This is a genomic window from Gilliamella sp. ESL0232, from assembly GCF_013346885.1.
Lineage (GTDB): Bacteria > Pseudomonadota > Gammaproteobacteria > Enterobacterales > Orbaceae > Gilliamella > Gilliamella bombi.
This window is the reverse complement of sequence record NZ_JAAEDW010000002.1, coordinates 272596-288647: the sequence shown is the minus strand read 5'-3', so window position 1 is coordinate 288647 and position 16052 is coordinate 272596. Positions and strand designations below refer to the sequence as shown.

Sequence of the window (16052 nt, the reverse complement as noted above, 5' to 3'; positions counted from 1 at the left end):
ACTGAAACGCTTTATTAATTTTTATAATACCGTTAAACCACATAAAGCGATTTCAGGGAAAACGCCTTATGAGTTTTTAGAGGATTATTTTAACCATGAAGTGTAAACAACTCTGCGTTTTCCTACAAATTAGGTAAAACAAAAACTTTGGAAAGATTAAAAAATATGACTAAAGATGACGCATTAAATTTCTTATTAAGATATCAACCAATGCCTTCTGATAAAGATCTAACTCAAGATATCATTGACAAATATGATGACGTAAGAAAATTTTTTATTAAAAACCCAGATAGAAAAGCAATTGAGTTATTTTTAAGCTCTTTTGGTGAAGGTGATGGACGGGGTGTATATCAGCTGGTAGAAGATTTTTTTTATCAATGCTATGATATTGATGTAAAAAAAGAGATCAAAAAAGTTCTTGAAGATATAACCATACCTGACAGTATTAGGTATTGGGTTACACAAATAGCCGCAGTTTTTAGTGATGAAATATTAAGAAATGGTCTTCAAATATCTTTGCAATCTAAAAATATTGATATAAGAGATGCGGCCAAGATAGCAATTAATCAATTAGATGAATATAAAAAGAGAAACTAAACTAATTAGAGGCAGTTTTTTGTGTTTATATATTAATCAATAATGCATTGTTAGTCCGGTACCTTTCATTATTTTCAGTAGCGTTTTCCATTGTTTATCTGTTAACATTGTTCTTGACTTAGTGAACTAAGTTATGTTTGTGTTTGGCGAAATTATTATAATGCTCACTATGCCATTTAAAAAACATCATCAAAGGTAAACACTCTCTAATATACCCCACATAAAATGGAAGGATTGGAGTTTGGGGAAAAAATCTGGTGGAGCTAGGCTGTAAATACCCCAAACTTAGTACACAACTCACGTAGAAAATCATGCTGCTTGTTTTAGTGTTTTATACTCAATCGGTGTCATGTTATTTAATGCCTCATGTGGTCTTTCGGTGTTATAAATCGTTAACCATTCTTCGGTTATTTTCCTTGCTTGTGCTAAGTTGTTAAAAAGATATAAATCGAGTACTTCAGTACGATAGGTACGATTAAATCGTTCAATATAGCCATTTTGATAAGGGCTACCGGGCTGGATTGATCCTCGCCAAAAAAGTGGACAAAAGTTGCCTCTATGATATAAACAAAAATCATAGGAGACAAATATCATGGTCAAAAAATTTAATATCGAATTCAAACAACAATCAGTGGATTATGCGTTATCTAATGCACACCTTTCTATCAGCGAACTTGCCAATCATCTAGGTGTGGGTAAATCAACCCTAGATAAATGGATTAGGCAACTTTCCCCGAATAAAACCAGTCGTCGAGAGTTAACCACTGAGCAACAGCGGATTATGGCGTTAGAAAAAGAGATTAAAGAACTGAAAATGGCTAATGATATACTAAAAAAGGCGCATGTGCATATCATCAACAATCCAAGTCGATGAAGTACGCTTATATGAAAAATCATTTAATCTGCTATCCCGTTACTAGGATATGCTCATTACTTGGTGTCAGTTCATCGGGTTATTATGCTTGGTTAAAAAGAGCAAACAAATCAGCTAAACTCAGCGAGTATATCCAAAAGCAGTATTGGCAACATAAAGCTCGTTTGGGTGCGCCAAGCCTGCTTCATGATGCAAGGGAAGCGGGCTATCAAGTTTCAGAACGAACAATTAGCCGTGTTTTGCAACAATTGGGATTACGTAGTTTAAGATTGCATAGTAAAGCAGCACGTAAATTCAAGTATAAAACAGACAAGGCTCATCACAATATTGCGCCCAACACGTTAGATAGGCAATTTAACCCTGATAAGCCGAATACGACATGGGTAACCGATATTACTTATATTAAAACGGGTGAAGGTTGGTTATATTTGTCGGTGATTATCGATTTATATGGACGAAAAGTGATTGCTAGGCAAACCAGTCGCTACATAGACCGCCATTTAGTGTGTAATACATTAAAACAAGCTTTATTTCGGCGTCACTTTCCTAAAAATGTACTCATTCATAGTGACCAAGGGAGCCAATATTGCAGTGCTGATTTCAAGCAATTATTGTTACAATATGAGCTAAGGCAAAGCATGAGTCGAAGAGGCAACTGCTTTGATAATGCGGTTGTTGAGAGTTTTTTTCATACACTCAAAACCCATATTATTCATGACTATTACTACAAAACGAGGAAGCAGGCTAATAAAGCACTATTTGAATATATTGAAATCTATTATAATCGGATACGCCGTCATTCAGCTAATGGCTGGGTATCACCTGAACAAAATGAACAACAATATTACCAAAACGAAAAAATGATAGAGGCGGGCACTGTCTAATATTTTGGCGAGGATCAGTTTTACTTAACTATAATCTGCCAAAATAAAGTTGGTAACATTAACAACTGGTATTTTCTGAACCTTTATTAAAAGGTATATTTGCGTAAAAAAATGTTTTTTCATAAGAGAAAATCATTTTATTTCTATTGGGAATTAAAAGAATACTTGTTTCATCACTTGGGTAAAAAAAATCATCCCATGATTTTACAAAAATCTCCACTGGTACAATAGCACTCGATTTTTTTCCAAAAAAGAAAAAAGCAAACGAAATGCCTGTTAATTTATTTTTGAAAAATAAAGAAGATTCGTTAGGATGATCAAAATCTAAATTAATTTTTTCTATAACAGAACAAAATGATGAATGCATTTGCATTAAATGATTAAATGGGAATGTCACATCCCAAAAATTACTAGACTCCTCTGTATCAAGAAAAATAATCTGTCTTTTTTCATCAAAAGATAGTAAGCAATCTTTAGAATTAAATCTCCATGCAATAGGATATTTTTTTTCATCAATGGCTAATAATTTTTTATTCATAAAATATATGCCCAGCTCCACCAGATTTTTCCCCAAACTCCAATCCTTCCATTTTATGTGGGGTATATTATTCTCTGGTGCATTTATTGTATGCGATTCATTAGGGTGATGTTCATAACCTTTTTTGTATTGAATTTCAGAGTAAGTAGGCTGAATCTCTATCTTTCCTCTAGCATCTTTTAACAGTTGTTCAGCAGTAGCTTTATCCTTCACTCTAAAATTGGATTTACCACCTCTCTGAATTATTTCAATTGCTTTCTTCCATTCAGGGCTACCACGCTTAATGACAGGTAAGTTAGTTGCATTGCCAACTTTCTTCCCTGTAAGGCCACATTTTATTAACCCCCACGGATCAATCCAAGTCAACCCATTAGGCGCATACTGATACAGATTAAATCCACCCAGCAACCCAATCGGGTCCGGCTGAGTAAATCTACCTATATCCGGATCATAATACCTGAAAGTATTGTAATGTAAGCCAGTCTTTCTGTCTAATATTTCCCCTGATATCTGATGATTCTATTTTACTGATTTGTGTTCAATTCCTGAATCATTCTTATTCCGTCTTTTCAATGGTTAATGATATCCAATAAAATCTTTAATAATATAAATGTGTAGAAATATATTTTAATTTTTTATATTTAAATAATCTGAAAAAATTCTAAATATAGATAGCAATTCATCAAATGAAGTAAATTCATTCCTTTTATTAATTTTAAATTGATAAGTATTTAAATCTACTATTTCGGACATACAACTTAAATCATCCCAAACTGTAAATCGGGCAATATAAATATCATTTTCAAAATCGATAACGATACTTTCTGATAAATCATTTTGATGATAATCAGAAGAGTAGTTAGTATTTTTAGATATCCAAAATTTAAATTTATTTAACATTTTGATTGTATTTTTACATTAATTTTTTCTATCTTAACACGAATGTTACTTGCTTTAGGCATTTCAGGCACAAGAAATCCTTTACTTTACGCTAAGCCTTCTAAACAATTTAATCCTACTTTTTTGCCCATCTTTCATTTGAAGGAGTTATAAATTTTTTAAAAATATCAAATCCAACATATAAAACTCCATTTTTGCTTGTTTACCAAAAGCATTAACATCTGCATGATAAGCCACATGAGTTGTTCCTGTTATACTTCGTAATACTTTATCGCTATCTACCATTTTTTGATATTCTACTGATCCCATCCTTCGTCTAGCTGTAACTAATGACAGTCCTTACAATCCACCCAAGTCAATCCATTAGATGCATAGTGGTATGTCCACAATTTCATATATAAATACTAATCTATTTATTTAATCTGTTTATATCTATTCCTATCCATGATAATTCATTTGTATCTACATACCTGTTCTGGGGATCAATATATCGAGGTAGCAACAAATCCTTTGCGGCATAATAATATAAAATAGTTATAATATTTTTTTGTATTTCTTTTAAAGCTTCCTTATTCTCGCAACCAGTAAATATGTAAATATCTTTATCACTACAATTATCTAAGACATAGTTAATACATGACTCATAAATCATTAACCCATCTTCAGAGATATCAATATGGAATTGATTCACGGTTCCTGAAGGATTTATATGTTCTAATAAATACATTTTTTCTCCCTAAAACTTCACATAATCATCAAATATATTTTTGAACTCACCAAGTTCACTTTGCGTTAATCTCTGCCACCAGTTAGTATTTCGATTTATTCTATGCTGAACATTTTTCTTAGATATATCTTTTATCTAAGTAATAATTGATCTTTGCAAAAAATTAGACAGTACACACCTATATCATTTTGTTTTTTGGTAAAATTATTGTTCATATTGCTGCGGCAATATCCAGCCATTGGCTGAATGACGGCGTATCCGATTATAATAGATTTCAATATATTCAAATAGTGCTTTATTAGCCTGCTTCCTCGTTTTGTAGTAACAGTCATGAATAATATGTGTTTTGAGTGTATGAAAAAAACTCTCAACAACCGCATTATCAAAGCAGTTGCCTCTTCGACTCATGCTTTGCCTTAGTCCATATTGTAACAATAATTGCTTGAAATCAGCACTGCAATATTGGCTTCCTTGGTCACTATGAATGAGTACATTTTTAGGAAAATGACGCCAAAATAAGGCTTGTTTTAATGTATTACACACTAAATGGCGGTTTATGCGATTTCAGTTCTTTTGTTTTTTTCTATCGTCATAATCCGCTGATTGTTATTTGAATTCGATGCTAAATTTTTTGACCGTGATATTTGTCTTCTATGATTTTTGTTTATATCATAAAGGCGACTTTTGTCCATTTTTTTGCGAAAATTAAATAATGAAAAATAATTATTTATTTAAACACCTAATCAATAAAGAAATTATTTCGGACTTTGTGAAGAATGATATTTTTCTGAGTATGTTAAATATTATACATACAGGAAATTTACTATTATATACAACCTGCTTTGATAATTTAATCCCTTATTTTACAAAGGAAAAATATTATATTGCACATAAATTAATTTCTTACAAGGGGAAAAAAATAATAATAAAAGGAGAAATGTTTAAAGTTTCAAAAAGTGAACTGTTAAATTTTATTCAAAAATCAATAAATATTAGCGATATGCGAGAATTTTTGATTTCACCAATTTCGACCAATAATAAAAAAGAAATTCTATATTTAACAGAAGATTTATATTATTTATATGAATCTTAGTTTTATTTAACTATATATATCGAAAATAAACACGTCATATTTTATCTGAAACAGCTAAAAAATCACAGAGAAAATGGTAATTAACAGGTAGAAAACCGAGATCAACAAACAAAGGCTGTTAATTAAATATGAAATATATTTAGGAAAAGAATATGCTTAATAAAGATAATTTTTATAAATGTGAGAAAAAAATATCTATTGGTGACTTACATGCTTGTGAGAATAAGCTAGGTATTACGATTCCAAACTCTTTAAAAGAGCTATATCTTAATTGCAATGGCGGAATGGTATATAAAGATATTTGGAAAACAACTGTCCCTCCATATAAACTCCAAATCTCAATATTTATTCCAATAAAATATAACAAAGATTTTAGAAATGATCCGGATTTTTTGATAGAAGGAACAGCTTCGAAATTTTGGGATAACGAAAACTTACCTAAAGAATTATTGCCTTTTGCTCTTGATTACAGCAATGGTTTTTTGTGTATAAATATTAATACTGGTGCGATATATCAATATCTCAGACTAGAATGGGACGATACTCTAAATACAGAACAAAATTTTAAAAAAAATAGCATTTATTTATCTGATTCATTAGAAAATTTTTTAAATGCTTTAACTTATGATGAAGAGCAAAACAATGCAGAAACCGTTGAAGATGAAGATATTAAACCAAGAGCAAGCAACAAATTCTATGACTCAGAACAAGCAATTAATACCGCTGACCTAAATGAGGTTGAAAAACTTTTAAAGATAAAAATTCCTGTTCAATTAAGACAATTCCTGTTACACCACAATGGTGGAATGCCAGAGAATAATGCTTGGCTGGATCCTGAAGGTGAATTTGAATGGGTTGCAATCCATGAGCTCATACCTGTTAAATACTATAAAAAATTTAATAATAACAAGAACTATTTAATGCCTTTTAAAGCAGCAGATTTATGGGGTAGAAAGTTATTACCGGAAACTTTTTTACCTTTTGCGATTGACGCAGGTGGTAATTATTTCTGCATCGATATTAATAATGGAAAAATATACTACTATACTCTTGACACATGGTCAGACAATTTATCTTTAACGGATAATCAAGATAAGAGTACTCTTTTTCTATGCAATAGCTTTAATGAATTTATTTCTAAATTAGTGTGTGAAGATGATCTAGATGATTTATATGGTTTATAAATAATAGCCGTCAGGTTAATCTGCTCCCAGTTGGTATTGAAGACAATATTTATACATAAAAACTGGCTTATATTACAATACTTTCAGGTATTATGCTCCAGATATTGTCCACTTTGTTCAGCTTGATCCGTTTTAGGTTTTTAGTCAGGTTTAAGCTGTGTCAGTATGAGCTTAACGGATTGGTTTTAATGCCTTAAATAAAATAATAAAACGCTAGTTGATGGCTCCAATTTAAGCTAAATTAGGTATATAATTTGAAAAAACAATAAATGGGATCGGTAATGACTAGTCAAAATAGTGTAAGTTCTATTTCTGTTTCACATCTTTTAGAAGCTAAACCAGCTTTTTGTTGTCAGTTAGATGGTAAAGGAAAAGCGCTACCACTTAATGAACAGAGTAAACCTTCAATTTCACAACCATTTTGGATTCATTTAGATTTTGCTAAACAAGAAACCATCAATTGGGTAAATAATACAAATCTAGTTCCAGATTTGATTAAAAATGAATTGCTAAAACCTAAGCAAATATCCAAGGAAATTCGTTTTGAGTCTGGTGTTTTAGTGGTTTTAAAAGGTGTTAATTTTGTTCCCAATGAGCTTCCCGATCCTATTGTTACCTTTCGTTTTTATATAACTGATAACATGATTATTTCAACACGGCATCAACAAATTTCGGCTATTGCTGAATTAAAGGATCATCTAGAAAAAGGCATTGGTCCTGTAGATGTGGCGGATTGGTTGATTCAAATGTCTGATTTAATTAGTGATCAAGTTAATTTATCTTTTGATAGTGTTCACAATAAAATCATTAAGTTAGAGGAATCTGTTTTAAACCAACGTATCTTTTCTTATAAAGAAATTGGTCGTGTTCGTAAACAGTTGATCGTCTTACGCCGATTGTTATCACCACAACGCGATATTTTTGTAAAAATTTCGACTGAAAGAATATCGTGGATTGACGATAACGATCGCCAACGCTTGCATGATATTTCCTATCAACAAAATCATTATGTATCTGATATTGATAGCTGTTTATTAAGAATAGCTTCAATTATGGAACAAATTAATAGCTTCTTGGCTGAATCAACCAATAAAAGAATCTATTTAATGTCACTCTTTACCATAATTTTTACACCCATTACGTTTTTAACCAGTTTGCTTGGTGTCAATTTAGCTGGTATTCCTTTTAGTAGTGAAAGTTGGTCTTTTGTTGGATTAATATTATTACTTGTTATTATTTGTGTTATTTCAGTTATTTGGCTTAAATACAAAAAATGGTGGTAATAAAGCATCTTTAAAAATGGATGAAAATTTATGAATGTTTATAAAGTTGGGTATAAGGATATAATTGACTTTTTATTTAAAACCATAAAATTAATACTGATTCAAACTTATCTTGTTTGAAATTTTAATGAATAATTATTCTTATGCAACCTAATCAATCTTATCGTTTATTTATTGCCGAAAAGCCCAGCTTAGCAAGGGCTATCGCTGACGTATTACCTAAACCTCTTCAAAAAGGTAATGGTTTTATTAAAGCGAGTAATGGTGATGTGGTTAGTTGGTGTATTGGTCATCTCCTTGAGCAAGCCACTCCAGAGGTTTATGATCCTCGATATAAGAAATGGGTGATTAATGATTTACCCATAGTGCCTGAAAAATGGATATTAATGCCTAAAGGCAATACAGAAAAACAATTTAATATTTTGGTAGATTTGATTAAGTCAGCAGAGCAAATAGTACATGCTGGTGACCCAGATAGGGAAGGGCAGTTACTAGTTGATGAAATTTTAAATTATTGCCAATTATCGCCAGATAAGCGCAAAGCAATTCAACGCTGTTTAATTAGTGATTTGAATGCCAGCGCTGTTGAAAAATCATTGCAACAATTACGCAACAATCAAGATTTTATTCCTTTATCAACTTCGGCATTAGCAAGGGCTAGAGCCGATTGGCTATATGGAATTAATATGAGTCGTCTTTGTACCATTGTTGGTCAAAAAAACGGTTATCGGGGGGTTTTATCAATTGGGCGAGTACAAACTCCTATTTTAGGGTTAGTGGTTAGGCGAGATTTAGAGATAGAGCAATTTGTACCTAAACCATTTTATGAAGTTTTTGCAGTGCTACAAACCAAAGATAATGAAATATTTAAAGCTAAATGGCAACCCAGCGAAGCTTGTTCGCCTTATCAGGACGAAGAAGGACGTGTTTTAGTTAAAAAATTGGCCGAAAATGTTTGTCAGCGTATTAATAAGCAATCAGGCACAATTGATAAAGTTAGTAATAAAAAGAAAGAACTTGCGCCACCAATGCCATTTAATTTATCGGCACTGCAAATTGAGATGGCTAAAAAAAATGGGCTAAGTGCCCAAGATGTGCTTGATATTTGCCAATCGTTATATGAAAAACACAAATTAATTACTTATCCAAGATCAGACTGTCGCTTTTTGCCAGAAGAACACTTAAAACAAATTACAGGTGTAAAGTCTGCCATTGAAAATAATTGTCCAGAACTACAAACCGCAATTAATAATGCTGATTATACTTTACGCACTAAAGCTTGGAATGACAAAAAAGTGGAAGCACATCACGCTATTATTCCAACGTTGCGTAAAGCTAAAATGGAAAACTTAACTGACAACGAAAAGGCGGTTTATCAAGTTGTGGCAACGCAATATTTAGCTCAATTTTATCCAGCATATAAATATGCTGAATTGCAAATTGATGTAGATATTCAAGGCGGAAAATTTATTTCTAAAGCTAACCAAATGCTTGATGAAGGTTGGAAAGTTTTATTTAGAACTAAAAACCATCAATCCCCAACCGATATGAATGACAATGAAAGTAATGGTTTATTAACTAAATTAGTTAAAAAGGGTGAAACCGTGCAATGCATTGATACTGAACTGGTTAGCAAAGAAACTCAGCCACCAAGACAATTTACTGACGCAACACTGTTGTCTGCGATGACGGGGATTGCCAGATTTGTTAAAGATCCAGAAATCAAAAAAATACTACGCGAAACAGATGGTTTAGGTACAGAAGCAACAAGGGCAGGTATTATTGAATTGTTATTTAAACGTCAATTTTTAATTCGTCAAGGCAAAGCAATTCGCTCAACCGAGGTGGGTAAAAATCTGATTTTATCACTACCAGATATAATGTCGATGCCAGACATGACCGCCCATTGGGAATTGCAATTAAACGAAATTAGCAAAAAAGAGTTTTCGTACCAACAATTTATGTATCAACTTAATTTATCACTGTTAGATCTTGTTAATCAGTTAAAGAATGCAAGGTTGAATATTCAAGGTTAATATCTATATAAAAAACAGGATGAAATTTAATAATACTGTTCATTCTGTTTATTAATATAGCCATACTAATTAAATAATAATTTTAAGTGCTTTTTCTTTTTGTTATTTTTATAACTCGATCAAATATCAGCATATATTAATAATATTATCCAAGTTAGCCGTTTTGAGTACATTTTTCTTAAATAAATGTGATAAAAGAAATCACAAAATAATTACCAAATTGGACTGATTATTATGGAGTAATTCAGATAGTTCCCTTTAAAATATTTACGTTAGTTAATAGGGTAGCGATTGTATATTCTATTAGATAATAGGGTTATCAATTTTATATAAAGTGAAGATGAAAACGGCGATAAGTGCCGTTTTTCAACAACTGTATTTATTTTTTCGTGATATAGGTTGACTTCTAATCCTTAAAGGAGTATAAAGAGCCCGCCTTTTGAGCTTTTCTTCCTTTTTTAGCTATTATGGAAGTTAAAAACGAGGGTGAAGGGAAGTTGAAATATAAAGTGAAGAGTTCAATTTACAGGAGAAATATGGACACTCAATCGGGTCACCCCAAGACTAGGGGAGACAAATTTAAACACATCATTATCGGTTAATGAACCTGTCTAAATAACCATTTTTTCAGTTCACAAACCGAAATTGATAAAACGGTAACGGTGAACGATATGTATTTTTTTACACGCTATCACACAAATTCAAAACACCAATGCGCGCAAAGTTTAATGGTGCGTGTTTTACATCTTTCAGAAAAACATTTAGAACCACCGAGTTGTATCTAAATTCTTAATTAATTCTGTTTGCTAATCAAATTTAATGCTCAGCCCAAGCTATAAGAAATAGCTTTATAGGCTACTTTTGTTATGCACTAAATTTTAGTTAATCACAAAATTTAATTATTTATTGTTATTTAGTAACAATAAGTTGGCCTACTTTTGCCAAAATTATGAATATAGGTACTTATGATGACAAAAAATACATCAGAAACTAAAGCACAAAATAGTGTAGATATTAAAGCTATCAACGAAGCTCAAAGCAGTCTTGATAGTATTTTAGCTAAATTTCAATCCAGCCTTTCAGGATTAACACAAGAAAGTGCAAAGTCGAGAATTGAAACATATGGAAAAAATGAAGTTGCACGCGAAAAGGTACCATCAGTTTTAGTACAACTATTAATGGCGTTTAATAATCCATTTATATTTGTATTATTAGCGTTAGCTATTGTCAGTTTTGTGACTGATTTTTGGTTACCTTTGCAAAATGGTGAAGAGACAGATTTAACCAGTATTATCATTATTCTAACTATGGTATCACTGAGTGGATTATTGCGTTTTTGGCAGGAATTTAGATCGAATAAAGCGGCTGAAGCGTTAAAATCGATGATTCGTACAACAGCAACGGTGCTAAGACGTGCGCATAAAGATATGACCCCAGAACGTATTGAAATTCCATTAAGTGAAATTGTTCCTGGGGATATTGTTTACTTGTCGGCCGGAGACATGATCCCGGCAGATATTCGATTGATTGAATCTCGGGATTTATTTGTTAGCCAAGCCGTATTAACAGGCGAATCGATTCCAGTTGAAAAGTACGACACATTAGGTGCTGTAACACAAAAAACATCCGATAATCTCGAAACATCAAACATCAACAAAGATAATTTGCTTGATGTTAATAACATTTGTTACATGGGAACCAACGTTGTTAGTGGAACCGCCACAGCCATTGTTGTTGCAACAGGAGGGGATACTCATTTTGGCTCATTGGCAAAATCAATTGTAGGATCTCGTGCTGAAACTTCGTTTGATCGCGGTGTTAATAGTGTTAGCTGGTTGCTTATTCGCTTTATGCTAATTATGGTGCCAATTGTATTTTTTATTAATGGTTTTTCAAAAAATGATTGGGGCGATGCTGCACTTTTTGCATTAGCCGTGGCCGTTGGCTTGACGCCTGAAATGTTACCAATGATAGTGAGCGCTAATCTAGCAAAAGGCGCTGTTGGTATGGCAAAACGTAAAGTGGTTGTTAAAAGACTTAACGCAATCCAAAATTTTGGGGCGATGGATATTTTATGTACTGACAAAACGGGGACATTAACACAAGATAAAATTATTTTAGAGCATCACCTTGATATAAAAGGTCAAGTCGATTCATCTGTTTTGGAACTTGCATGGCTTAATAGTTATTATCAAAGCGGCATGAAAAACTTGATGGATAAAGCGATTATTCGTTTTGCCGAAGAAAAGACCAGCATGAAAAAGGTTGGTGTTAGCTTATACAAAAAAATTGATGAATTACCATTTGATTTTGTACGCCGACGTTTATCGGTGGTGGTACAAAATGGTGATGATAACCATTTGATGATTTGTAAAGGCGCAGTTGAAGAAATGCTGTCTATTGCCAGTTACGTTTATGAAAATGACGAATATTTACCATTAAACGATGAACGTAAACAAGCTTTGATCGCATTAGCACATGAATATAATAAAGAAGGTTTTAGAGTATTAGCCGTTGGAGTAAAAAACATTCCGGCAAGTGAAACAAAACCACAATACACCGTGCAGGACGAAACTGCGATCGCCATTCGTGGCTTTTTAACTTTTTTAGATCCACCAAAAGAAAGCGCATTTGAAGCTATTTCGGCATTGAATGAGCATGGTGTGGGCGTTAAAGTTTTAACTGGTGATAACGAAATCATCACCATTAAAGTTTGCCGAGAAGTTGGTTTAGAACCAGGCACACCATTACTTGGCACTGAAATTGAAAAAATGGATGATGACGAGCTAAAAAAACAGATCGAACAGCACACTATTTTTGCAAAATTAACACCATTGCAAAAATCGCGAATTATTCGATTGTTGCAAGATAATGGGCATACTGTTGGTTTTTTAGGCGATGGTATTAACGATGCACCAGCACTTCGCGATGCAGATGTAGGGATTTCGGTCGATACTGCAACCGACATCGCTAAAGAATCTGCTGATATTATTTTACTTGAAAAAAGCTTAATGGTTTTAGAAGAAGGTGTAATATGTGGCCGCGAGACCTTTGGTAATATCATGAAATATCTAAACATGACAGCAAGTTCTAATTTTGGCAATATTTTTTCAGTATTGGTTGCTAGTGCGTTTCTACCATTTTTACCTATGCTAGCGATACATTTACTTATTCAAAACTTATTGTATGATATTTCACAACTCTCATTGCCATGGGACAAAATGGACAATGAATTTTTACAAAAACCACGTAAATGGAATGCGTTAAATATTAGACGTTTTATGATTTGGATTGGACCAACATCGTCTATTTTTGATATTACAACTTATGCATTAATGTGGTTTGTATTTAGTGCTAATAGTGTTGAAGCTCAATCACTATTTCATTCAGGATGGTTTATTGAAGGGTTGTTATCGCAAACTTTAGTTGTGCACATGCTAAGAACACAAAAAATTCCATTTGTGCAAAGCACGGCGGCATTTCCTGTTATTGTGATGACTTTGTTAGTTATGGCGATTGGTATTTATATTCCATTTTCTCCACTAAGTGGGTTAATTGGACTACAACCATTACCGTGGTCATACTTTCCATGGCTATTAGCAACTCTATTTAGCTATTGCTGCGTTGCACAATTAATGAAACGTATCTATATCAAACGTTTTGGACAATGGTTTTAATTAACTAATAACAGCTAAGTGATACTAATATCGCTTAGCTAATTTAAGAAGTATGTATTTAAAAAATACTAAAAATCAAAATGTTAAATATAAAATAATAACAAAGGAAATAATCTATGAAAACACCACATAAAAATTTAATTATGCTAATTAAAAGCCGAAAACAAAAAAAACTCAAGCAAAATTAAGCAATTAAATATAAAATAGTTAGCGCAAGGATTTTAAGTTAACACATAATAAAAAACCCCAATTATTGGGGTTTTTGTTTAATTGTTTATTAGTTTGAAATACAACGATTAATTAAAATAATTACAAGTTGTAGGTAATTAAAAGTTTAGATAATTTCAGACGCTTTTTTTAGAATTTCATGAATTTCATCTTTAATTTTAAGTTTCTGTTTTTTTAATGCCTCTATCGTTTCAGCGGTATTGACAATAATTCCAGATTCAATATTTTTAATTTTTTGGTCGAGCTCATTATGTTGGTCGAATAATTTTTGAAAACGTAAATCGGTATTTTTTAATTTGGAAATTAATTCTCGATATTCTGGAAACATAGTGCCTCCTTATATGGGCTAGTTAGAATAATAACAATAGCAGCTATTGCTAATTCAGAATACAATATTATGTGTAGTTTTAATAGAAAAATTGTTTTAATAACCAAAATATATTTTTATAACAAAACTGTTTTAATTGCAAAGTAAAAAACAACAAGGGAGTTATTCCATGAGTGAGTCGATTGTAATTGCCAAAAGTCATGGTAAAGATTTATCAATTATTGCTGCATTAGCTAATCGTCATGGTTTAATTACTGGCGCAACTGGTACAGGTAAAACAGTGACATTACAAAAAATGGCAGAAGGTTTTTCAAAAATAGGTGTACCTGTCTTTCTTGCTGATGTTAAAGGCGACCTAACTGGGATTGGTGAAAAGGGCAAATTAACTGAAAAACTACAAGCTCGTTTAGCGAGTATTGAAGTTAATAATTGGCAACCAGACTCGTCACCCATTGAATTATGGGATGTATTTGCTGAAAAAGGAATCCCCGTTCGTAGCACTGTGTCAGATATAGGGCCTATTTTGCTTGGTCAGTTACTCGATTTAAATAACGTTCAAGCAGGTGTATTACAGTTGATATTTAAAATCGCTGATGATAACAATTTATTATTAATTGACTTTAAAGATCTTCGAGCATTAATTCAATTTGTTGGTGATAACGCTAAAAAATTTACCACACAATATGGAAACATTTCGCTATCGTCAATTGGCGCAATTCAACGTGGATTGTTAACTCTTGAACAACAAGGTGCCGAATTTTTCTTTGGTGAACCAATGCTTAACATTCAAGATTTAATGCAAGTTAATCCTAAAGGTTACGGTATAATTAACATCTTATCGGCCGAAAAGTTATATAACTCGCCAAAATTATATTCAGTCTTTTTATTGTGGCTATTGTCAGAACTTTTTGAGCATTTGCCAGAAGTAGGTGATCTTGATAAGCCGAAACTTGTCTTCTTTTTTGACGAAGCTCACTTACTTTTTAATAACATTTCGCCTGCATTATTAGAAAAAATAGAACAAGTGGTGCGTTTAATTCGCTCTAAAGGGGTCGGGGTTTATTTTTCTTCTCAGAATCCGAGTGATATTCCTGATACAGTTTTAGGGCAATTAGGCAATCGTGTGCAACATGCCTTACGCGCATTTACCCCAAAAGATCAAAAAGCTGTAAAAGTGGCTGCCCAAACTATGCGTGCCAATCCAAGTTTTGATACTGAAAAAGCAATAATGGAATTAGGCGTTGGCGAAGCTCTTATCTCGTTTCTAGATGAAAAAGGCAGTCCAAACATGGTTGAACGTGGTTATATTATTGCACCGAGTTCAAAAATGGGACCTATGTTGCCAGAAGATCAATTAACTATTATTCGCCAATCATGTTTTTACAATAAATACGCACAAACCATAGATCGACAATCCGCTTATGAAATACTGAAAAATGGATTTTCGTTAAATAACCAATCCGATCAAAACAGCAATGGTAGCGATATAAAAATAGACGATGATAAAAATAATAAACAAAATAATGGTGGATTGCTAAATTTTTTAAGCACACTACTTTTTGGTACTAAGGGGCCAAGAGGTGGACAACATGATGGTATCACCCAAAAAATAGCTAAAAGCGCAACAAGGCAAGTTGTTAATCAAATCGGTAAACAGATCACCCGTGGTATATTAGGTGGTTTAAAAAAATAACCAAAACGAA

Annotated in this window: 12 protein-coding genes and 3 pseudogenes; 8 read left to right on the top strand and 7 right to left on the bottom strand. The window is 32.5% G+C overall.

Annotation, left to right across the window (positions count from 1 at the left end; genetic code table 11):
* Positions 1-165: 165 nt before the first annotated feature.
* Positions 166-597: a hypothetical protein gene (locus tag GYW75_RS04390; protein WP_202983919.1), complete on the top strand. Its 432-nt coding sequence runs from the start codon at positions 166-168 to the stop codon at positions 595-597.
* 309 nt (positions 598-906) lie between these two features.
* On the opposite strand, the pseudogene GYW75_RS04385 reads toward GYW75_RS04390, so the two are convergent.
* Positions 907-1119, bottom strand: a pseudogene (locus tag GYW75_RS04385) (integrase core domain-containing protein); the annotation flags it as partial.
* A gap of 70 nt (positions 1120-1189) precedes the next feature.
* Here GYW75_RS04385 and GYW75_RS04380 point away from each other — a divergent pair.
* A protein-coding gene (locus tag GYW75_RS04380) for an IS3 family transposase (RefSeq protein WP_174798571.1) occupies positions 1190-2355 on the top strand; the annotation gives its coding sequence in 2 pieces (ribosomal slippage) (positions 1190-1436 and positions 1436-2355; 1167 coding nt in all).
* Between the two features lie 876 nt (positions 2356-3231).
* Here the strand turns inward: GYW75_RS04380 and GYW75_RS12740 are convergent.
* The 5 genes and pseudogenes from GYW75_RS12740 to GYW75_RS12530 all read right to left on the bottom strand — a co-directional run.
* Positions 3232-3397: pseudogene (locus GYW75_RS12740) on the bottom strand (RHS repeat-associated core domain-containing protein); the annotation flags it as partial.
* A gap of 123 nt (positions 3398-3520) precedes the next feature.
* Positions 3521-3793 (bottom strand): immunity protein TriTu family protein, encoded by a 273-nt coding sequence (locus GYW75_RS04370; protein ID WP_174798570.1) that lies wholly within the window; start codon positions 3791-3793, stop codon positions 3521-3523.
* Between the two features lie 147 nt (positions 3794-3940).
* Positions 3941-4102, bottom strand: a complete 162-nt coding sequence (locus GYW75_RS04365; protein WP_167370119.1) for a TreTu family toxin — start codon at positions 4100-4102, stop codon at positions 3941-3943.
* 100 nt (positions 4103-4202) lie between these two features.
* Positions 4203-4520: a hypothetical protein gene (locus GYW75_RS04360; RefSeq protein ID WP_085166112.1), complete on the bottom strand. Its 318-nt coding sequence runs from the start codon at positions 4518-4520 to the stop codon at positions 4203-4205.
* Positions 4521-4724: 204 nt separating this feature from the next.
* A pseudogene (locus GYW75_RS12530) lies at positions 4725-5084 on the bottom strand (DDE-type integrase/transposase/recombinase); the annotation flags it as partial.
* A 148-nt stretch (positions 5085-5232) separates the two neighbouring features.
* On the opposite strand from GYW75_RS12530, the gene GYW75_RS04350 reads away from it, so the two are divergent.
* From GYW75_RS04350 to mgtA, 5 genes are all read left to right on the top strand, one after another.
* On the top strand, positions 5233-5613 hold the full coding sequence (locus GYW75_RS04350; RefSeq protein WP_174798568.1) for a hypothetical protein: 381 nt from the start codon (positions 5233-5235) through the stop codon (positions 5611-5613).
* Positions 5614-5765: 152 nt separating this feature from the next.
* Positions 5766-6797 carry an SMI1/KNR4 family protein gene (locus GYW75_RS04345; protein WP_174798567.1) on the top strand — a complete coding sequence of 344 codons (1032 nt, stop codon included), beginning with the start codon at positions 5766-5768 and terminating at the stop codon, positions 6795-6797.
* A 281-nt stretch (positions 6798-7078) separates the two neighbouring features.
* Positions 7079-8080, top strand: a complete 1002-nt coding sequence (gene zntB / locus GYW75_RS04340; RefSeq protein ID WP_174798566.1) for a zinc transporter ZntB — start codon at positions 7079-7081, stop codon at positions 8078-8080.
* A gap of 143 nt (positions 8081-8223) precedes the next feature.
* Positions 8224-10116, top strand: coding sequence for a DNA topoisomerase III (locus GYW75_RS04335; protein WP_065589907.1), 1893 nt, complete (start codon positions 8224-8226; stop codon positions 10114-10116).
* Between the two features lie 968 nt (positions 10117-11084).
* The gene (mgtA, locus tag GYW75_RS04330; protein ID WP_238786398.1) at positions 11085-13793 is read left to right on the top strand and encodes a magnesium-translocating P-type ATPase; all 2709 of its coding nucleotides are present in this window, start codon (positions 11085-11087) and stop codon (positions 13791-13793) included.
* A gap of 334 nt (positions 13794-14127) precedes the next feature.
* On the opposite strand, the gene GYW75_RS04325 is transcribed toward mgtA, so the two are convergent.
* Complete coding sequence (locus GYW75_RS04325; protein WP_034914830.1) at positions 14128-14349, bottom strand: YdcH family protein; 222 nt, start codon at positions 14347-14349, stop codon at positions 14128-14130.
* 169 nt (positions 14350-14518) lie between these two features.
* Here GYW75_RS04325 and GYW75_RS04320 point away from each other — a divergent pair, with 169 nt between their 5' ends.
* Complete coding sequence (locus GYW75_RS04320; RefSeq protein ID WP_174798564.1) at positions 14519-16042, top strand: helicase HerA-like C-terminal domain-containing protein; 1524 nt, start codon at positions 14519-14521, stop codon at positions 16040-16042.
* Positions 16043-16052: the final 10 nt, after the last annotated feature.